The following is a 19,556-nucleotide window of genomic DNA, read 5'->3' as shown; positions in this document are numbered from 1 at the left end:
CGGCAGCGGCATTCCGCGGAACCGTCGGCTCCCCCGCATAAGGTCGGGCCGTGAGTCGTGAACCGCGCACACGGGTGCTCGTCCCGGCGGACCCCGCACGTCCCCGCGAGGCCCCGCCCGGCACCGAGGCGGTCGTCGTCGGCGGCGGGATCGCCGGGGTGAGCGCCGCGGTCGTGCTGGCCGAACGCGGGGTCTCCGTCACGCTGCTGGAGGCGGCGCCCACGCTCGGCGGCCGGCTCGGCGCCTGGCCGCACACGCTGCCCGACGGCACCGAGCAGGTGGTCGAGCACGGGTTCCACGCGTTCTTCCGCCACTACCACACCTGGCGGGCCGTGCTGCGGCGCATCGACCCTGAGCTGGGCTTCCTGCGCCCCGTACCCGGCTACCCGGTGATCTCCCGCGACTGGCCGGCCGAGGACCTCACCGACCTGCCCGCGGCGCCGCCGCTCAACCTCGTCGCGCTGTTCGCCCGCTCGCCCAGCCTCGGCCTGCGCGACCTGCTCGGGTCCCGCACCGCGCTCGCGGCGGAGCTTCTGGCCTACGACCGCCGCCGCACCACGGAGCGGTTCGACCACGTGCCCGCGGCCCGGTTCCTCGCCTCGCTCGGCCTGTCCGACCGCGCCCAGGCGATGCTGTTCGAGGCGTTCGCGCGCTCGTTCTTCGCCGATCCCGGCGCGCTGTCGGCGGCCGAGCTGATCGCGATGTTCCACTACTACTTCCTGGGCAACCCGCACGGCATCGGCTTCGACGCGCCCGACACCGACCACCGCAGCGCGATCTGGGAGCCGCTCGCCGCCCACCTCGAGAAGCTGGGGGCGCAGGTGCGCACGGCCACCCCGGCCCGCGCGATCGCGCCCGCCGCGGGGCACGGCTGGCGGGTCGAGCTCGACGACGACGCCCTCCACACCCACCACCTCGTGCTCGCCACCGACCCGCCCGCCCTGCGGGCGCTGCTCGCCGCGTCGCCCGAGGCGGCGGCCGCGGTGCCGCGGCTGGCGGCCAAGGCCTCCGCCATCCCGGTGGCGCCGCCGTTCGCCGTCACCCGGCTGTGGCTCGACCGCGACGTCCGCGCCGACCGCGCCACGTTCAGCGCCGTGAGCCGCGAGCGCACCCTCGACTCGATCACGGTCTACTCCCGGCTCGAGGAGCCGTCGCTGCGCTGGGCGGCGCGCACGGGCGGCTCGGTCGTCGAGCTGCACTCCTACGCCTGCACCGCCCCCGACGCCGCCACCGCCGCCGCGCGCATGCGCGAGGAGCTCGCCGCGCTGTGGCCCGAGACGGCCGCCGCCCGCGTGGTGCACGAGGTGGCGCGGATGGAGGCCACGGCGCCGACGTTCCCGCCCGGGGGCGCGGCGGCCCGGCTCACCGTCACCGGCGAGGGGCGCGGCGTGCGGGTGGCGGGCGACCACGTCGACACCGGATTCCTCACCGGCCTCATGGAACGCGCCGCGGTGTCCGGGGTGCTCGCGGCCAACGACGTGCTCGCGGAGGTCGGGGCGGGCCCCGAGGAGATCCGCGGCGGCCCGCAGCGGGGCCTGCTGGCCGGGCTGCTGCCGCGGTCGCGGTGAGGGTCGCGTTCACCCCCGGACCGCGCGAGGGCCCGCCGCGGATCCAGCGGCTGCACTCCGACGGCAGCCCGGCGGCACCGCCCGAGACGCTGCCCGACCTCGACGCGGTCGCCGCCGTGGAGAAGGCCGAGGCGCCGCGGTGGGTGTTCGCGCGGGCCCGCAGCTACCGCCGGCTGCTCGCCGCGGGCGTCGAGGTCGGCCGCGCGCACGACGTCGAGCTGGTCGAGGGCCTGCTCGTCGCCGCGGACGGGAGGTTCGGCGAGCCGCACGGCCTCGCCGCCGCCGTCGCCCGCCTCCAGGGACGCACCCCCGAGCCCGACCCGCCCGCCGCCGACGACGGCCCGCCCGCGCTGTTCGACGCCGCCCCGCCCGGCGACGAGCTCGCCGACGTCGTGGCGGTGCACGCGGCCCAGCAGCGGGCGCTCGCGGCGGCCGGGCCACGCATGCGGTTGCTCGCTGCGGCCGAGTCGGCCGGGATGCTGGTGGCCGAGGAGATGACGGCGACCGGCCTGCCCTGGCGCGCCGACGTGCACGACCACCTCCTCGTCGAGCTGCTCGGGCCGCGCCCGCCGCTCGGCGGTCGGCCGCCCAGGCTCGCGGCGCTGGCCGAGGAGGTCGCCGCCGCGTTCGGGCGCCCGGTCAACCCCGACTCCCCCGCCGAGCTGCTGCGCGCTTTCGCCCGCGCCGGACACGAGCTCACCAGCACACGTTCCTGGGAGCTCGAGCGGGTCGACCACCCGGCGGTCGCCCCGCTGCTGGAGTACAAGGAGCTCGCCCGGCTGCACTCCGCCCACGGTTGGGCGTGGCTGCGCACCTGGGTGCGCGACGGCCGGTTCCGCCCCGAGTACGTGGTGGGCGGGGTCGTGTCCGGGCGGTGGGCCACCCGCGGTGGTGGCGCGCTGCAGATCCCGAAGGCGGTGCGGGCCGCGGTGCGCGCCGACCCCGGGTGGCGGCTCGTGGTCGCCGACGCCGCCCAGCTGGAGCCGCGCGTGCTGGCGGCACTCTCGGGCGACCACGCCCTCGCCCCCGGCGAGGAGGACCTCTACACCGCCCTCGCGGCCCGCGAGTTCGACGGCGACCGGGCGAAGGCCAAGCTCGCGCTGCTCTCGGCGATGTACGGCCAGACCTCCGGCGGTGCCGCCGTCCTGCTGGCCACGCTGCGCCGTCGGTATCCCGCGGCGATGGCGTTCGTCGAGGACGCCGCGCGGGCCGGTGAGGAGGGCCGCCTGGTGCGCTCGCACCTGGGCCGCACCTGCCCACCCGCGCGTCCGGGCGACGAGCGGCCCGCCGCTGCGCGGGCCAGGGGGCGGTTCACCCGCAACTTCGTGGTGCAGGCCACGGCGGCCGAGTGGGCGCTGGTGATGCTCGCCGAGCTGCGCGGGCTGCTGCGCGCGGCGGGCAGCCCGGCCCGCATCGTGTTCTTCCAGCACGACGAGGTGGTGCTGCACGCACCCGCGGAGGTGGCCGACGAGGCCGCGGCGGCCGTCCACGCGGCCGCCGCCACCGCGGGCAGGCGCCTGTTCGGCAACACCCCCGTGCGCTTCCCGATGCAGGTCCGCGTGGTCGAGGGCTACGACCAGCGCCAGCCGGGCAGCCACCGGTAGGCGTCGGTCCCCGCGCCCGCGACGCCGTCGACCGTCCGCCCCGAGGCGATCCAGCGGCCGATGAGCGGCGCGAACGCGCGCAGATCGGGTTCGATCAGTACTCGTCGTGGAGGCGCCACCAGTCGTACGGGGCGCTCTGCGGCCGGCCGGGCGGGGTGTCCTCCCAGGTCTCCTGGCGGCCGAGCGGGGTGCGGTCGAGGATCGACCACACCGTGCCGACCGCCTCGACGCCCCGGCCGTTGGTGAAGTAGGTGCGGAAGACGCGGTCGCCGTGGCGCAGGAACACGCTGAGCCCGAAGCCCTCGGCGGTGCCGCAGTCGGCGGCGAAGTCGGTGCCCGCGCAGGAGTAGAACGGCACCTGCCAGCCCATGCGTTCGCGCAGCGCGGCCAGGTCCTCGTACCGGGCGAGCGACACGTTGGCCACCGTGGTGTCGCGGGCGTGGATGTGGGCGAGCTCGCTGATCTGGTCGGTGAACATGCAGCAGCCCTCGCACCACGGCGGCCCGGACATGAACTGGTAGACCACCAGCTGCAGGCGGCCCTCGAACAGGTCGAGCAGGGTCGCGGGCCCGTTGGCGCCCCGGAAGGTGTAGGAGCCGAACTCCACCATCGGCATCCGGCGCCGCCGGGCCGCGAGCTCGTCGCCCGCGCGCATGTGCGCCTTCTCGGCGGCGCGCAGCTCGGCGGCCGCCGCCTCCCACTCCTCCGCGGTGACGATCGGAGGCAGCGCCTGCACCGGGAGCTCGGTGCGGGTCGGGGTGCTCATGATCCGGTTCCCTCCTCGGTGGTGTGCCCGGCGAGGTGCTCGGAGAGGCGCTCGAGCGCGCTCTCCCAGCCGTCCTGGACGTTCTCCCAGGTCTCCTGGGTGGTGAAGCCGGATTGGTGGAAGGTCATCGCGGTCCGCCCGTCGCCGAGGTCGGCGAGCTCGACGGTGATCACCGACTCCGCGTCCCCGCCGGGCTCGCGCCAGGTGAACACGAGCCGCTCCGGTGGGCGGACCTCCAGGTAGAACCCGCCGGTCGGGAACTCCTGGCCGGTGGCGTCGAGGATCATCGTGGCCCGCCACGCGCCGCCGGGGCGGACGTCCGCGCTGATCGACTCCAGCGGCGTCGAGCAGCCGCGCGGCCCGTACCAGCGGGTGAGGTGGCGCGGGTCGGTCCAGGCCCGGAAGACGAGCTCGCGCGGCGCGGCGAACTCCCGGGTGATCGTGAACTCCCGGGTCGTGCTCACGCCCGGCCTCCCTCCTGCATCTCCCGCAGGTGCTCGTCGAGGCGGTCGAAGCTCTCCTCCCAGAACCGCCGGTAGGCCAGCACCCACTCGGCGACGTCCGCGAGCGGGGCGGCCACCAGCCGGCAGGGCCGCTGCTGCGCGTTGCGCCCGCGGCTGATCAGCCCGGCGCGCTCGAGGACCTTCAGGTGCTTCGACACCGCGGGAAGGCTCATCGCGAACGGCTCGGCCAGCTCGGTGACCGTGGCCTCGCCGTCGGCCAGCCGCGCCAGGATCGCGCGCCGGGTCGGGTCGGCGAGCGCCGCGAACACGGCGTCCAGCTTCTCCACGTACCAAACCTCTCGGTTAATTAACCTCGAGGTTGAGAATAGGAGCCGAGTCAACCCCCGTCGAGGGGGTGCGGTGGGAACGCGACCCGTCAGGCGGTGGCCCGGGACGACGCGTCGCCGAGCGCGTCGACGACGATCTCGCCGATCTCCCGCATGCCGAGCGCATTGGGGTGCACCGGGGCCGCCGGGGCGGTCGGCACGATGCCCTCCACCCACTTCCTGCCCGGCGGCTGGCAGACGTCGTGGCCGATCGACGGTGTGTAGGTGTCGACGTACCGCACGCCGGCCCGGTCCGCGACGTCGGCCAGCATCGCGTTGAGCTCCTTCTCGACTCCGCGCAGGTACTCGACGTCGCCGGGGCTGAACGGCACCACGGGGAAGCAGCCCGGTCCCTCGTCGGGCAGGATCGCCGGGTAGCCGACGAGCAGCACGCGCGCGTCCGGGGACCGGTCCTGGATCGCCTCCAGCACGCGGGCCACCTTCGGGGCGGCCTCGTCGATCCGCTCGGCGAGGCCGTCGGTGCCGCCCGCGGTGTAGTGGTCCTTGCACGCGCTGCCGGTGGGCCGCTGCGGCGAACGCTGCGCGCACTCGGTGACGATGTCGGCGAAGCCGATGTCGTTGCCGCCGATCGAGATCGTCACGAGCTGCGTGTCGGGCGACAGCGCCTCGAGCTGCGGCGGGTTCTCCCCCAGCGGCACGCTCTGCGGGCCGGTGATGTGGTCGGTCCTCGCCCCGCTGCAGCTGGCGTCGCGGAACTCGGCGACGCCCAGCTTCCGCGCCACCACCGACGGGTAGTTCTGGTTCGACCGCAGGCACCCGGCCGGCTCGCCGGTCGTGACCGGCACGAGCGGGCCGGCGGCGTAGGAGTCGCCGAGCGCGACGTAGCGCTGCACGGACGCCTGGCCGGGCTCCGCGGCGGCGGTTGCGGCCGTCGCGAACGGCACGACGGCGGCGAGCACGAGCGGGGCGACCCATCGGACCGGGGAGCGGCGCACACCGGATCAACGACGCGGTGATCGACCCGTTACTGCCGGGTTCGCGGTTCACCCGAGCCGGGCGGCCCGCTCCTCCCGGTCCCGCCGCTCCGGTTCGCCGGCCGTCCCGCGGGCGGCCTCGCGGTAGGCCGCCCGCGGCGCGGCCCGTTCCCCCGCCATCTCCGGCAGGTGGGCGCGTACGGCCGCCACCCGGTGGTGGCCGGCGAGCGGGCCGCCCTCCAGCGTCGCGAGCAGGTCGAGGCCCGCCGCCGCGCCGTCGACCACGGCGACCGCGACGGCCCGGTTCAGCGTGACGACCGGCCCCGGCGCCACCACCGACTGCACCCGGTACGGCTGCGCGATCTGTGCTCGGTGGGTGTCCCCGGCCCGCTCGGCCTCGCCGTGCACCGCGGCGATGGCCGCCTGCAGCTGGTAGGGCCCGATCGGGGCGCGCGCCGTCGTCCGCTCGATCAGCGCGATGCCCTCGGCGAGCAGGCAGCGGTCCCAGCGGCTGCGGTCCTGCTCGGCGAGCGGCACCCGGTCGCCGTCGGGTGGGTGCGGGCGGGCCTGCACGCCTCGGTGATGAGCATCAGGGCGAGACGCCGCGACCTCGGGGCCCGACCTGCACCGGCCCGACCTCACCCGGGAGGCGCTGCGGCTGGTCCGCGGCCTGCACGGGCTTCTGCCCGACGACGGCGAGGTGGCGGGGCTGCTCGACAGGGGGAGAGCACGCGCAGCACCGCGGCGAGGCGGGCCGGCCGCTCGGCCTCGTCCGGCGTCGCGAAGGCGGCTCCCGCGTCCGTGCGCTTCGCGCGGCTGATGCGCTGGGCGATCGTGGCCTCGGGCACGAGGAACGCGATCTCGGCGGTGGTGGGCCCGCCGACCGCGCGCAGGGTGAGCGCCACCTGCGAGGGGTCGAGGCCGGGTGGCAGCGCAGGAACGGCAGCGTGAGCGTGTCGTCGGACGCGGGCGGCTCGACCGGCGCGGCCGCGCCGCGGCGCTCGAGCAGGGCCGACGTCGCCTCGCGGCGCCACCGCGCACGCTCGGCACGCCAGTGGTCGGCCGGCCGCCGCGAAGCGACGGTGAGCAGCCGGGCCCGCGGGTTGTCCGGCCCGCCCTCGGCCGGCCACCGGGCGGAGGCGGCGAGCGGCGCCTCCTGCACCGCGTCCTCGCGCGCCTCGAACCGCCCGTGCCGGCGCACCAGCACGGCGAGCACCTGCGGGGCGAGCGGGCGCAGCACGTCCGCGAGCGCCGCGCGGACCACGGTCGCCGACCCTAGGAAGCGGTGAGCGCGTAACTCAGGGCGACGTGGGCCAGCGCGGACAGCGTCGCCGTCCCCCGCCCGAGCCCCAGGTCGACAGCGGCGTCGAACACGGATTGGCGCCGCGCCGCCGCGTGCACCGCGGCATCCAGGAACCGGGGGCGGCGCAGCAGCCGGGCCAGCACGGCGCCGTGCGCGTGGTGGCGCTCGAACGTGCGGCGCATCGCGGCCCGGTGCGCCGCACCCGCGGCCGCGCCGAGCAGCGCCGCCCGCCCGGCCAGCGCGCCGGAGGCGAGCGCGTCGAAGATGCCCTCCCCGGTCAGGGGGTTGACCAGCGCCGCGGCGTCGCCGGCGAGCAGCACGCGGCCGTCGGGGTGGTAGCGGGGCGCGGTGGACAGCGGCAGGTGGTGGCCCCGGACCGACGCCGGGTCGGGCTCGTGGCCCGGCAGGAGCGCCCGCAGAGCGGCCACGAGCTCGGCGCGCGAACCGCTGCCGCGCTTGTCGAACACCCCGAACCCGACGTTGGCCCCGCCGCCGGGCAGCGGGAACGACCAGGCGTAGGCCGGGTAGGGGCCGCGGGCGAACTCGATGACGAGCGCGTCCGGGTCCACCGCCGTGCGGGCGTAGCCGCGCACCGCCACCGCGACGGCCGACGGCGGGGCGACCGGGGCGCCGATCGCCCGGCGGACGGTCGAGTTCGCGCCGTCGGCGCCGATCACGACGCGGGCGGCGAGCGCGCCGTCGATCACGACCCGGTCGGCCCGCACGTCGAGGCGCCGGACGCGGTGGCGCACCAGGCGGGCGCCCCGCGCCACGGCGGCGGCCACGAGCTCGGCGTCGAAGACGATGCGCGGCACCACGCGGTTGGGGCGGGCACAGGTGCGTTCGACGACCCTCCCGCCGGGGCTGCGCAGCCGCATCCGCGGCACCGGCGGGCCGAGCCGGGACACCCCCGGCACGCCGAGCGCCTCGACGAGGTCGAGGGCGTGAGCGGCGATCCCGTCGCCGCAGGTCTTCTCGCGCGGGAACTCCGCGGCGTCGACCAGCAGCACGCGGACGTCGGGGCGCAGCTGCAGCGCCCGCAGCGCCGCGGCGCACCCGGCTGGTCCCGCGCCCACCACCGCCACGTCGACCTCGTCGTCCACTCCTGCCGTTGTACTCGCCCGACCGGCCGGGCGGGCGCACCGGGTCGGCTACCGTCGGCCCGTGACGCAGGAGCAGCGCAGGGGCCGCCGGATCGCGATGACCCCCGAGGAGGTCGACGCCTTCCTGGCCGAGGAACGCACCTGTCGGGTCGCCACGGCGGGTCCGGGCGGCCCGCACGTCACGCCCCTCTGGTACGCCTGGCACGGCGGTGCCCTGTGGCTGACGTCGGTGGTGCGCAGCCAGCGGTGGGCCGACCTGCAACGCGACCCCCGCGTCGCCGTCGTCGTCGACGCGGGCACCGCCTACGGGGAGCTGCGCGGCGTCGAGCTGCGCGGACGCGTCGAGGTCGTCGGGGAGGTGCCCCGCACCGGTGAACCGGTGCCGGAGCTGGAGGGCCCCGAGCGCCTCTTCGCCCAGCGCTACCTGGGCGGCGGGCCGTTCGCCCACGACGGCCGCCACGCCTGGCTCCGCCTGGTCCCGGACAAGATCACGAGCTGGGACTTCCGCAAGCTCGGCCGCTGACCCCCCGTCACCGGACGGGGCCGCGGAGCGGCTCGACGGCGCCCCCCACCGGGATCTGCGGGTGCCGGGCGTTGCTCACGACCACCAGCTCGTACGGCGCGCTCTGCCCGGGGCGCCACTGGCCGCCCACGAGCGGGATCGTCGCGACCCCCCGCGCCGGACCCGCGGCGAAGTCGAGCGGGCCGACGACCGTGTCGAGCCGCAGGGCGGCGAGCGCATCTGCGATCCCCCTGCGGTCCTCGACGGACCCGGCCGCCACCAGCGCCGCCACCGCGACCTCGAACAGCGCGTGCGCGAACCCGATCGGCTGCGCCCACGCCGCGCCCGTCGCGGCCGTGAACGCGGCGGCCAGGTCGGCCGCGCTCTGCCCGGTGAGCGACGAGGTGAACGGGTGGTTCGGCGACCAGCCCACCTCCGTGGCGAGGTTCACCGCCGACGGGCCGATCTCGGCGACCGTGGCCGGGACGTGGATGCCCTTGCCGATCGTCGCGATCTTCGGCCGGTAGCCCTGCTCGACGGCCTGCCGCCAGAACGCGGTGAAGTCGGCCGGGCCGCACGCGCCGAGCAGCACCTCGGCCCCCGCGTCGCGGAACTCGCGGATCTGCGGCGTGAAGTCCCGGGTACCGCGCACGTAGTTGCCGGGGCCGACGAGCGTGTAGCCGCGCTGCGCGATGGCGGCCGGCAGGCCGGCCTCCGGGTTGCCCCAGGTCAGGCCGTCGGTGTCGTTCACCCAGAGCGCGCCCACGGTCCGGTTGGTGGCGATCTGGTCCCACATGTCGGCGTAGACGGCCTGGACGTCCTCGAGGCCCCACCCGAACAGGTACGTCCACGCGAACCCCGCGTCGGGCCGCCCACCGCGCCCGTAGATCCACGACTGCCACGGGATCGCGGTCGCCACGCACGGCACGCCCGCCGCCTCGCACTGGTCGGCGACCGCGTTCGCGGTGTCGGACGTCCCCGACACCAGCATCAGGTGGACCCCGTCGGCGAGGACGAGGCCGGTGGCGACGTCGGCGGCCCGGTTCGCGTCGGACTGGCTGTCGCGGGTGACGATCTCGACCCGGTGCGGCCGGCCGCCCACCTCGATCGGATTGGCGGCGAAGTGCTCCGCGAGCGCCCCGACGACGAACCGGTCGGCTGCCCCGAACGCGGCCAGGGGGCCGGTCTCGGGGCTCACGTAGCCGATCCTGACCACGTCGGCGGGGGCCCCGGCGACGGGCGCCGCCGACCGAGGCTCGCCGGCGCAGGCCGCACCCAGCACGCCGAGCCCGGCCGCGCCGACGGTCCGGAGGAACTGCCGACGGGTCGACCGCGAGACGCTGGTTGTGCCGTCCTGCATACCGTCCTCGTGATCGCCGTGCGGGGTGGTGTCCGGTCGTCGCGGTCGTTGACCGGAGCGAAGCATCACGGGCAGACATCTGACGTGTCAAACTCGAGAGAGGTGGGACACGCGGGATGCCGCGACCACGGGACGGTCCACCGGCGGTGCCCATACCATGACGCAGCGCAGCGGGCGGACCACCCGTTCAGCGCATCGTGGCGTCCACCTGCCGACAACTATGGGTGACCCTGGCTACACTGCGCATGCAGGTGATCATGGTGCCCCGGGCGGCCAGGGCGGGCCGCCTCGCTCCCCAGCGCCCGAGTGGAGAGAGACCGACGTGACAACGGACGACCGGCCGGCCGCCCGCCGGCGGTCCGCGTGGCCGTCTCCGCGCCACTGGAGCGTACGGGTCAAGTTCGCCGTCGTGGTCGTCGTACCGCTCGTGCTCGCCGTCGCGCTCGGCACGATGCGGATCCTCGACCAGGTCACCGAGGCCGAGGAACGCGACCTCGTCTCCCGGTTCGTCGCCACCCAGGGCATGGTCACGTCCCTCGTCGTCGACGTGCAGCGCGAGCGGTACCGCGCCACCGAGTTCGTCGCCGAGGGCCGGGTCGACGAGCGCGCGCTCGAGGGCGTGATCGGCGCGGTCGACCAGCGCGCGGCGCGCAGCCGCGACGCCGTGGCGCGGCTGGCCGAGGACGTGCCCGCGCTCGTGCTCGTCCAGCAGCAGGCCGAGCAGGCCATCTCCCGGCTCCCACCCCTGCGTGAGGTGGTCACGCGGTCCAACGCGCCCCCCGAGGCCGTCCTCACCCGCTACTCCGAGCTCATCGAGCAGCTGGTGCAGCTCGACACCGCGCTGCTGCGCAACATCAACACCTCCGAGGTCACCGGCCTCGCCAACGCCCTCGCCGGGCTCGGCGCTGCGCGCAACGAGGCGACCCTGCAGCAGGCCCAGATGGCTGTCTCGGTCCGCACCGGCCTGACCCCGACCCTCGCCACGGATCTGCAGTTCACCAACGCGCGCCTGGAGAGCGCGCTGGCCGACTTCCGGGTGTCGCTCAACGCCCCCCAGCGCGTGCGCTACGCCGGGCTGATCCCGGGCTCGGGCAACACCGCCCGCAACGGCCTCGTCCAGTCCGTGCTGGCCGGCGCGCCCCCCGAGGGCGACGGCGTGGCGACCGTCGCGGATGTCTACAGCCGCTTCCTCGGCGAGCTCGACGCCGCCGCCGAGGGGCTGCGCGCCGAGCTGCGCACCGCCGTCGCCGAACGACGCCAGAGCGCGCTCGTCGAGGCGTGGGCCAACGGCGCCGTCCTGCTGCTCGCGATCGTCCTCGCCGGCGTGATCGTCGGCCTCGTCGCCCGCGGGATGATCGCCTCGCTGCGCACGCTGCGCCGCGCCGCCATCACCGTGGCCCAGGACCGGCTACCCGAAGCCGTGCGGCGGATGCGCGAGGGCACCGCTCCGAACATCAACATAGCCACGGTGCCCGTCACCACCCGCGAGGAGGTCGGCGAGGTCGCCCGCGCGTTCGACGCGGTGCACGAGCAGGCCGTGCGGCTCGCCGCCGAGCAGGCCACGCTGCAGAACAACATCAACGCGATGTACGTCAACCTCTCCCGGCGCAGCCAGGCGCTGGTCGACCGGCAGCTCGTGCTCATCGAGCAGCTGGAGGAGGGGGAGGTCGACCCCGAGCAGCTGTCGGACCTGTTCCGGCTCGACCACCTCGCCACGCGGATGCGCCGCAACTGCGAGAACCTGCTCGTCCTGGCGGGCGCCGACATCCCGCGGCCCGCGGCGGAACCCGTCCCCGTACTGGACGTGCTGCGCGCGGCGGTGTCGGAGATCGAGCACTACCAGCGGGTGGTCGTGCAGAACCCGCCGGACGCCACGTTCTCCGAGACCGCGGCCAACGACATCCAGCACCTGCTCGCCGAGCTGCTCGACAACGCCACCAACTTCTCGCCGTCCGACAGCCAGGTGGTGATGAGCTGCAGCCAGGCCCGGGACGGCTCGATCCTGGTGGAGATCTTCGACGAGGGCATCGGGCTCTCCCCGAGCGAGCTCAGCACCTTGAACGAGCGGCTGCGCAACCCGACCGAGTCCACCGCGTCGGTGGCGGCGTCGCGGCGCATGGGCCTGTTCGTGGTGGGGCGGCTCGCCAACCGGCACGGTATCTCGGTGGGGCTGTTCACCGACTCGATGGGCCCGTCGTCGGGCACCACCAACCGCGGCGTCACCGCCCGGGTGACGATCCCCGCCGAGCTGGTGGGCGAGCGCGTGGACGAGCCGGACCAGATCGTGTGGTCCCGCCTCGACGCCGACTCCTCCCCCGCCGTGCCCGACCGCATCGTGCTGCCGCCCGGCCCGGCCCACCGCGCGGCGGGCGGCACCCCCGAGCCGGCGGGCGCCGCGGCGGGCTCGGACGGCGCGTCGCTGCCGTCGGGCCGGTCCCGGCCGGACCGGGACCCCACCAGCGGTGAGACCACGCTGCAGCTGCCGGTGGTGCGCGCCGAGGAGCCCGAGCCCGCGGCCGAACCCGAGCCGGCGCCGCAGCCCGCCGCGGACGTGCGCCCGGAGCCGATCAACCTGTTCGAGCCGGTCGTCCCGCCGCCCTCGCTACCCGACCCGACCGAGCCGCGCCCGGCCGACCCGCTCGCGGCCGACCCCGACGACCTGGAGGCCACCCCGATCTTCGCCGAGGTCACGTCGGGCTGGTTCCACGCGCCGGTGCGGTCCCCCCGGGGCGAGCCGGTGGCCGCGGGGGTCGGAGCGGGGCAGGCGGACCCGTCGGCGTTCGTCACCCGCGCCGACGCGGTGTGGCAGGCGGCCGCCCGGGCGACCGAGGGCCAGACCGCCGGCTTCACCCGCGCCGGCCTGCCGAAGCGGGTGCCGCGCGGGCGCCTGATGCCCGGCAGCGCGATGCCGGGCGAGCCGCCGCCGTCGATCTCGGGGCGCGACCCCGAGGCCGTCCGCGGGCGGCTCAGCACCTTCCAGCGCGGCGTCCGCCACGGCAGGCACCAGCGGGCGGCGGAGGAGGGCCGCTCCGACCGCTCCGACCGGTCCGACGGCTAGCTAGCCGGTGATCAGGGGCCACAGCCCGTCCGGGCCGGCGGCGAGGACGGTGGCGCCCAGCTCGCGGTTCCAGTCGGCGTCCGAACCGTCCTCGTCGCGCCACGCCCAGAGCCGGGTGGTCCACAGGCGCAGGTCGTGCTCGCGGGTGAAGCCGATCGCCCCGTGCACCTGGTGCGCGATCCGGGCCACGGCGCCCGCGGCCTCCCCGGTGCGCGACTTGGCCGCGGCCACGGCGAACCGCGTGGACGGGGCCGCGAAACCGGTGTCGGCGGCCGCCCGGGCCGCGGCCGACGCGGCAGCGGACGCCGCCGCCACCTCGCCCGCCGCCAGCGCCAGCTGCTGCTGCACGGCCTGGAACTTCGCGATCGGGCGGCCGAACTGCACCCGCTCCCCCGCGTAGCGCACGCTCGCCGACAGCGCGGCACGCGCGGCTCCGGCGAGCAGCTGGGCCCGGCCCAGCGCGGCCCGCAGCCGCAGCTCGGCGGCGGCGCCCTCGGGGGCGGGGGCGACGGCGGCGGCCGGGCCGTCCACCGACACGGTGTCGCGGGGCTCCTCCGCGACGTTCGTCCCCTCGGTGACCTCGACGGCGCCCGGGTCGAGCAGCACCACGTGGGCGTCGGTCAGGACGACGACGCCCGCGGCGGCCCGCGCCCACGGCACCCGGCGCAGCTGCCCGCGGACGGTCGTGCCGTCCACCTCGAGGGATCCGGCGGCGGCGGTGAGCGGGCCGTCCGGCAGCGGCACCCCCGCGGCGTGCAGCAGCCAGCCGCCCACCAGGTCGGTCTCCACCAGCGGCACGCGGGCGGCGTGCGCCCCCGCCGCCGCGAGGACCACCGCGGAGTCCTCGAGGGTGCCCTCGCTGCCGCCCGCCGCCGCGGGCAGGGTGAGCCGGGCGAGCCCGGTCTCCTCGAGCGTGCGCCACAGGGCGGCGTCGAACCCGGTGTCGCCGGACGCGGCGTCGCCGAAGATCGACTCGGCGAGCTCCTGCAGCTCCGCGTTCACAGACGTCGTCATCCCCGCTCCCGTCATCCCCGCTCCCGTCATCGCAGCCCCAGCCCTCTCGCGACGATCCCGCGCAGCACCTCGTTGGTGCCGCCGCGCAGCGTGAAGCCGGGCGCGTGCAACACCGCGTCGGCGAGCAGGCGGGCGAACCCGGACTCCGCGCCCGGGTCCGGCGGGATGGAGACGAGCAGGCGCGCCACGTCGATCACCTCGTTCTCGTACCGGGTGCCGAGCTCCTTCACCACGGCCGCGGCCAGCTCCGGGGCCTCCCCCGACTCCAGCGCGCCGGCCACGGCGAGAGACATCCGGCGCAGCGTCCACAGCCGCGCCACGAGCCCGCCGACCTCGCGCTCGGCGCCCGAGGTGCCCGCCAGCTCCCCGACGAGCGCCACGAGCAGCGGGAACGTCGAGAGGAACCGCTCGGGGCCGCTGCGCTCGAACGCCAGCTCGCTGGTGACCTGCTTCCAGCCGGCGCCGATCTCGCCGAGCACCATGTCGTCGGGCACGAACACCCGGTCGAAGACGACCTCGTTGAAGTGGTGGGCGCCGGTGAGCAGCGGGATCGGGCGGATCTGCACGCCGGGCGAGTCGAGCAGCACGATGAACTGGGAGAGCCCGGCGTGGCGGTTCTTCTCGTCGCGCGGCGAGGTGCGGGCGAGCGCGAAGAACGCGTGCGCCCGGTGCGCACCCGACGTCCACACCTTCGTCCCGGTGAGCTCCCAGCCGCCGTCGACCCGTTCGGCCTTGGTCCGCACGCCGGCGAGGTCGGAGCCCGCGTCCGGCTCGCTCATACCGATGCCGAAGTACACCTCGCCCTTGGCGATGCCCGGCAGGAAGCGCTGCCGCTGCTCCTCGGTGCCGAACCGCAGCAGCGTCGGCCCGATCTGCCGGTCGGCGATCCAGTGCGCGGCCACGGGCGCGCCCGCGGCCAGCAGTTCCTCGGTGACGACGTAGCGGTCCAGCGCCGACGCACCGTGCCCGCCGTACTCCTTCGGGATCGTCATGCCGAGCCAGCCGCGCCGGCCCAGCTCCCGGGAGAAGCGTTCGTCCCAGCCCGAGAGCCAGACGTCCGGGCGGGGTGTCCACCGCCCGGCCGCCCGTTCCTCGGCGAGGAACGCCCGCACGTCGGCGCGGAGCGCGGCGGTCCGCGCGGGCAGCTCGGTGGGTGGTGGCACGAGTTCGGGTAGGCGATGCACCGTCGCAGTCACGCGCCCATCCTGAGCCATCCGTCACCGGCGCACCGACGTGGCGCGCCCCACAGGGGTGCCACGGCTGCGTGACCTGCGCCGGGGTGGCAGCATCGCGGCATGACCAACGCCGGGACGAACACCGCTGCCCCCAGCCCCAACGACGAGGCCCGGGTGGTCGACGCCGTTCCCACCGACCTGTTCATCGGCGGTACGTGGCGGCCGGCCGCGGGCGGTCGCACCTTCGTCGTCGACGACCCGGCCACCGGCAAGGCGCTGACCGAGGTCGCCGACGCGAGCCCGGAGGACGGGATGGCGGCGCTGGCCGCCGCCGTCGAGGCGCAACGCTCGTTCGCCGCGATGCCGCCGCGCGACCGCGGTGAGATCCTCCGGCGGGCGTTCGAGCTGATGATGCAACGGATCGACGACCTCGCGCTGCTGATGACGCTGGAGATGGGCAAGCCGCTGGCCGAGAGCCGCGGCGAGGTCACCTACGCGGCCGAGTTCTTCCGGTGGTTCGCCGAGGAGGCGGTCCGCATCGACGGCGGATACGCCGTGGCCCCCAACGGGGCGAGCCGGTTCCTCGTGCACAAGCAGCCGGTCGGGGTGTCGCTGCTGATCACGCCGTGGAACTTCCCGCTGGCGATGGGCACCCGCAAGATCGGGCCCGCGGTCGCGGCGGGCTGCGCGATGGTGATGAAGCCGGCGCCGCAGACCCCGCTGTCGATGCACGCGCTCGCCGCGATCCTCACCGAGGCCGGCCTGCCCGACGGCGTGCTCAACCTCGTCACCACCACGGACGCGGGTGGGGTGATGGAGCCGCTGATCCGCGACGGCCGCGCCCGCAAGCTGTCGTTCACCGGCTCCACCGCGGTCGGCAAGAAGCTGCTGGAGCAGTGCGCGGAGAAGGTGCTGCGCACCTCGATGGAGCTCGGCGGCAACGCGCCGTTCCTCGTCTTCGACGACGCCGACCTGGACAAGGCGGTCGACGGCGCGATGCTCGCGAAGATGCGCAACATGGGCGAGGCGTGCACGGCGGCCAACCGGTTCCTCGTCCAGCGCGGCGTCGCCGAGGAGTTCTCCCGCCGCCTCGCCGAGCGGATGGGCTCCCTCGTCGTCGGGCGCGGCACGGAGGAGGGCGTGCAGGTGGGGCCGCTGGTCGACGCCCGCGGCCGGGACAAGGTCGTCGACCTCGTCCGCGACGCGGTCGACCGGGGTGCCCGGGTGCAGGTCGGCGGCGAGCCGGGCGACGGGCCCGGCTACTTCTACCGGCCCACCGTGCTGTCCGACGTGCCGATGAACGCCCGCCTCACGTCCGAGGAGATCTTCGGCCCGGTCGCCCCGGTGATCGTGTTCGACGACGAGGAGCAGGCCCTCACCGCGGCGAACAGCACCGACTACGGCCTGGTCAGCTACCTGTTCACGGAGAACATCAACCGGGCGCTGCGCGTGTCGGAACGTCTGGAGTCCGGGATGGTCGGGCTGAACACCGGGCTGGTGTCCAACCCGGCCGCGCCGTTCGGCGGCATCAAGGAGTCCGGCCTCGGCCGCGAGGGCGGCACCGTGGGCATCGAGGAGTTCCTCGAGACCAAGTACGTGGCCATCGGCTTCGGCGGCTGACGTTCCCGTCCGTTCGGCCGGTCAGCCGCCCTGGCCGGCCGGCGGGGCCTGGGCGCCGCCGCGCGGCGCGGGCGCGTTCCCGCCCGGCCCCGGCCCGCCCCGGTCGGCGGGCGCGTCCGGGTCGTCCGCCCCCGCCGGCGGGGGGTTCGCGTCGCCGGCCCCGCCTGCCGGCGGGTTCGCGTCGTCGGCGGGCGGGTTGGCGTCTCCCGGCCCCGGCGGGGGGTTCTGCTCGGCCCCGGCGGGCGGCGCGTTCGGGTCGGCCGGCGGGGCGTTCGGGTCCGCCGGGGCGCCTGGTTGGTCGGGCTGGCTGTCCGGGTCCGCCACGGCCTGGTCGGTGTTGTCGTCCTCGCCGATGACGGTCACGAACGTCTCCGGGTCGGTGCGGGTGAGGACCGCTTGGAAGAACGCGGCCCCGCCCTGCATCGCCACCAGCCCGACCAGCGCGACGAACGAGACCGCCGTCGCCGCGGTCAGCACGCGGACCCGCGCCGACTGGCGGTAGTGGCGCGCGGCGGTGGTCTCCACCGCCCACGCCCGCGCACCCATGAGGCCGAACAGCACGAGCACGGCCGCCCAGACGAGGAGATCCAGCCGAGGGTCGATCATCGCGGTGCTCCCGGGAGCCCGGTCGGTTCGACCTTCCGCAGCACGACGTTGAAGCCGTTCTGGTAGGTGATCTCGTACTCACCCGTGGCGACGATCTGCCGCACGACGTCGAGCGACCAGCCCGGTGGCATGAGCTTGAGGTCGCGCCCGTACGCCTCGGTGGACCCGAACGAGACGATGACGTCGGGGTCCTGCAGGTCCACGCAGCGGATCGGGTCGTCGATGAGCTGGTCGCATCCCTCGATCGAATCGCCGCGGGCGTGGGTGTCGACACCGTCGACGGCGTACGGCCCGACGCCGCTGACCAGCGGAACCACCTCGAGCCCCGGTGGCGTGGTCGCGTACACCTCGCGCGACATCGCCACCTCCTCCGGGTAGACGATCATGTACGACTCGTTGCCGCCCCGGATGAGGACGAGCATGCCGAACAGCAGGACCATGCCGCCGGCGAGCACCTTCTCCCACACGCGTCGGTTGCGGCGCACGAGCCTGCGCAGCGCGTCGGTGCCGAGGATCGACAGGATCGGCAGGCCGAACAGCACGATCCGCAGGAACACCTCGCTGCCGTAGCCCTGCGCGGCGAACGCCATGGGCACCGCGGCCAGCGCGATCGGGGTGAGGTCCCGCCTGCGCCGCCAGTACACCCACGCGCCCGCGATGGCGAGCAGCCAGGTGAGGCCGGGCACGACGATGCGCAGCGCCTTGACGAACTTCTGCCCCTCGTCGCCGGCGAACCGGTCCGACACGCCGGCCTGGATGGCCTCCTCGGCGTTGCCGGAGCCGATGATCATGTCGAGCTGGCTGAGCCAGAAGTCGCGGCCGGCGATGAGGATGTACACCGCGACCGCGACGATCCCGACCAGGACCAGGCCCCGGCCGCGGAACCGGCCCACGATCGCGAGCACCACCAGCTGGCCGATGATCGCGAACGGGGTGAGCTGGTGCGTCGGTGCGATCGCGATGAGGCACAGCGCCGCGCAGAAGTAGATCAGCAGCAGCTGCTTCGGCGGCAACGTCGGCCGGTTCGGCGGGGTCAGCGCGGCCACGAGCCACCGCCGGGGCAGCGCGAGCCGCTTCGCGTCCGGGTGCGGTTTCGGCCAACCGGGGACGCCCGCTGCGTCGGTGCGTCGGGTGGCCAGCGGGCCGAGCGCGAACACCAGCGGGGTCAGCATCAGCACGATGCCGGTGGCCTGCGGCGAGAAGTAGTCCTGCTCGATCCAGTTCAGGCCGAGGAACAGCCACGCGGCCGCCCACGGGGCGCGGTGGCCACCCAGCATGGATCGGGCGAGCGCGTAGATCCCGATCGCCCACACCCCGACGACGACCGGCGGGAACCAACGCAGCACCTCGTCGAGCTGGGTGGCGCCCGCGGCGTCGCGGAACCACGCCCACTGCGCGAAGAACGCGGGCCAGTAGAAGCGGGCGTCGTAACCCTCGACGACCCGGCCGTCGCCGGCCATCGCGTCGACGAACCCGGAGATGAGCCAGGCCGTGGAGAACCGCGCGGCCGGCTCGACCACCGACGGGATGCCGTAGGAGCACAGGATCAGCACGGCCGTGGCCGCGCCGAGCATCGGGATCCGGGGTCGCGGCGACCACAGCTCGGTGACGCAGGCCGCGACCGCGCACGCCAACGACACCCACGCGGCGGGGCTGAGCACCTGCGCCAGGCCCCAGCCGTCGAGCGCGGACAGGTCGGTGGTGGCCGCGGCGATCGGCAGGAGCGCCACCGCGGCGAGCGCGAACGCCGGGGAGAGCCAGCGGTGGATCCCGGCGGGCGGCGGCGCGGGCGGGGGCGGCGGCACCGGGGGCCGCCGCTGCACGGGCAGCGCGGTGGTGCGCAGGTCCTCCGGCGCGGTGGGGCGGGGCGGGCGCGGCGCCGACGGCGCCGGCGTGGGCCGGGCGGGCGGCGGGCCCGCCGGGCGCGCGGACGACGGGGCGGCCGGACGACCCGGCTGCGGGGGCACGGGACGGCCCGGCTGCGCGGACGGCCCGGGACGCGGCGCCCCCGGGCGGGGGCCCTCCGGGCGCGGTTCGGGACGGACCGGTGGGCGGCCCACCGGCGGCTCGCGGCGGGCGGCGGGCGGCAGATCCGGGCGTGGACCCGGCAGCG

Annotated in this window: 15 protein-coding genes and 1 pseudogene; 5 read left to right on the top strand and 11 right to left on the bottom strand. The window is 75.9% G+C overall.

Annotated features, from left to right (window positions below; translation table 11 throughout):
- The first annotated feature begins 50 nt into the window (after window positions 1–50).
- Both VKZ81_RS18695 and VKZ81_RS18690 read left to right on the top strand, forming a co-directional pair.
- The gene (locus tag VKZ81_RS18695) at window positions 51–1,568 is read left to right on the top strand and encodes an FAD-dependent oxidoreductase (protein WP_324242882.1); all 1,518 of its coding nucleotides are present in this window, start codon (window positions 51–53) and stop codon (window positions 1,566–1,568) included.
- On the top strand, window positions 1,565–3,172 hold the full coding sequence (locus VKZ81_RS18690) for a bifunctional 3'-5' exonuclease/DNA polymerase (RefSeq protein ID WP_324242881.1): 1,608 nt from the start codon (window positions 1,565–1,567) through the stop codon (window positions 3,170–3,172). Before VKZ81_RS18695 ends, VKZ81_RS18690 begins: the two co-directional genes overlap by 4 nt.
- 94 nt (window positions 3,173–3,266) lie before the next feature.
- Here the strand turns inward: VKZ81_RS18690 and VKZ81_RS18685 are convergent, their stop codons facing one another.
- From VKZ81_RS18685 to VKZ81_RS18660, 6 genes and pseudogenes are all read right to left on the bottom strand, one after another.
- Complete coding sequence (locus tag VKZ81_RS18685) at window positions 3,267–3,938, bottom strand: DUF899 family protein (protein WP_324242880.1); 672 nt, start codon at window positions 3,936–3,938, stop codon at window positions 3,267–3,269.
- Window positions 3,935–4,402: an SRPBCC family protein gene (locus tag VKZ81_RS18680; RefSeq protein ID WP_324242879.1), complete on the bottom strand. Its 468-nt coding sequence runs from the start codon at window positions 4,400–4,402 to the stop codon at window positions 3,935–3,937. Before VKZ81_RS18680 ends, VKZ81_RS18685 begins: the two co-directional genes overlap by 4 nt.
- Window positions 4,399–4,728, bottom strand: coding sequence for an ArsR/SmtB family transcription factor (locus VKZ81_RS18675; RefSeq protein ID WP_324242878.1), 330 nt, complete (start codon window positions 4,726–4,728; stop codon window positions 4,399–4,401). The genes VKZ81_RS18680 and VKZ81_RS18675 overlap by 4 nt, the downstream gene beginning before the upstream one ends.
- An 89-nt stretch (window positions 4,729–4,817) precedes the next feature.
- A complete protein-coding gene (locus VKZ81_RS18670; protein WP_324242877.1) occupies window positions 4,818–5,723 on the bottom strand; it encodes an SGNH/GDSL hydrolase family protein in 906 nt (301 codons plus the stop codon).
- 48 nt (window positions 5,724–5,771) lie between these two features.
- Window positions 5,772–6,966: pseudogene (locus VKZ81_RS18665) on the bottom strand (RNA polymerase sigma factor).
- An 11-nt stretch (window positions 6,967–6,977) separates the two neighbouring features.
- Window positions 6,978–8,108, bottom strand: a complete 1,131-nt coding sequence (locus VKZ81_RS18660) for an NAD(P)/FAD-dependent oxidoreductase (RefSeq protein ID WP_324242876.1) — start codon at window positions 8,106–8,108, stop codon at window positions 6,978–6,980.
- A gap of 61 nt (window positions 8,109–8,169) precedes the next feature.
- Here VKZ81_RS18660 and VKZ81_RS18655 point away from each other — a divergent pair, with 61 nt between their 5' ends.
- Window positions 8,170–8,631 (top strand): pyridoxamine 5'-phosphate oxidase family protein, encoded by a 462-nt coding sequence (locus tag VKZ81_RS18655; protein ID WP_324242875.1) that lies wholly within the window; start codon window positions 8,170–8,172, stop codon window positions 8,629–8,631.
- A gap of 7 nt (window positions 8,632–8,638) precedes the next feature.
- Here VKZ81_RS18655 and VKZ81_RS18650 read toward each other — a convergent pair whose 3' ends face one another.
- Window positions 8,639–9,970 carry an ABC transporter substrate-binding protein gene (locus tag VKZ81_RS18650; protein ID WP_324242874.1) on the bottom strand — a complete coding sequence of 444 codons (1,332 nt, stop codon included), beginning with the start codon at window positions 9,968–9,970 and terminating at the stop codon, window positions 8,639–8,641.
- Window positions 9,971–10,379: 409 nt separating this feature from the next.
- On the opposite strand from VKZ81_RS18650, the gene VKZ81_RS18645 reads away from it, so the two are divergent.
- Entirely contained in the window at window positions 10,380–13,028 is a 2,649-nt protein-coding gene (locus tag VKZ81_RS18645; protein ID WP_324242873.1) for a sensor histidine kinase, read from the top strand.
- On the opposite strand, the gene VKZ81_RS18640 is transcribed toward VKZ81_RS18645, so the two are convergent.
- Window positions 13,029–14,042 carry an acyl-CoA dehydrogenase family protein gene (locus VKZ81_RS18640; RefSeq protein WP_324242872.1) on the bottom strand — a complete coding sequence of 338 codons (1,014 nt, stop codon included), beginning with the start codon at window positions 14,040–14,042 and terminating at the stop codon, window positions 13,029–13,031.
- Between the two features lie 26 nt (window positions 14,043–14,068).
- The gene (locus VKZ81_RS18635; RefSeq protein ID WP_324242871.1) at window positions 14,069–15,238 is read right to left on the bottom strand and encodes an acyl-CoA dehydrogenase family protein; all 1,170 of its coding nucleotides are present in this window, start codon (window positions 15,236–15,238) and stop codon (window positions 14,069–14,071) included.
- Between the two features lie 99 nt (window positions 15,239–15,337).
- Here VKZ81_RS18635 and VKZ81_RS18630 point away from each other — a divergent pair, with 99 nt between their 5' ends.
- Window positions 15,338–16,837, top strand: coding sequence for an NAD-dependent succinate-semialdehyde dehydrogenase (locus tag VKZ81_RS18630; RefSeq protein ID WP_324242870.1), 1,500 nt, complete (start codon window positions 15,338–15,340; stop codon window positions 16,835–16,837).
- Between the two features lie 21 nt (window positions 16,838–16,858).
- On the opposite strand, the gene VKZ81_RS18625 is transcribed toward VKZ81_RS18630, so the two are convergent.
- On the bottom strand, window positions 16,859–17,443 hold the full coding sequence (locus VKZ81_RS18625; protein ID WP_324242869.1) for a hypothetical protein: 585 nt from the start codon (window positions 17,441–17,443) through the stop codon (window positions 16,859–16,861).
- Window positions 17,440–19,410: a hypothetical protein gene (locus VKZ81_RS18620; RefSeq protein ID WP_324242868.1), complete on the bottom strand. Its 1,971-nt coding sequence runs from the start codon at window positions 19,408–19,410 to the stop codon at window positions 17,440–17,442. The genes VKZ81_RS18625 and VKZ81_RS18620 overlap by 4 nt, the downstream gene beginning before the upstream one ends.
- Window positions 19,411–19,556: the final 146 nt, after the last annotated feature.

The organism is Pseudonocardia sp., from assembly GCF_035305885.1.
Classification (GTDB): Bacteria; Actinomycetota; Actinomycetes; order Mycobacteriales; family Pseudonocardiaceae; genus Pseudonocardia.
The sequence above is the reverse complement of the archived record's forward strand: the minus strand, read 5'-3'. Positions and strand labels throughout refer to the sequence as shown.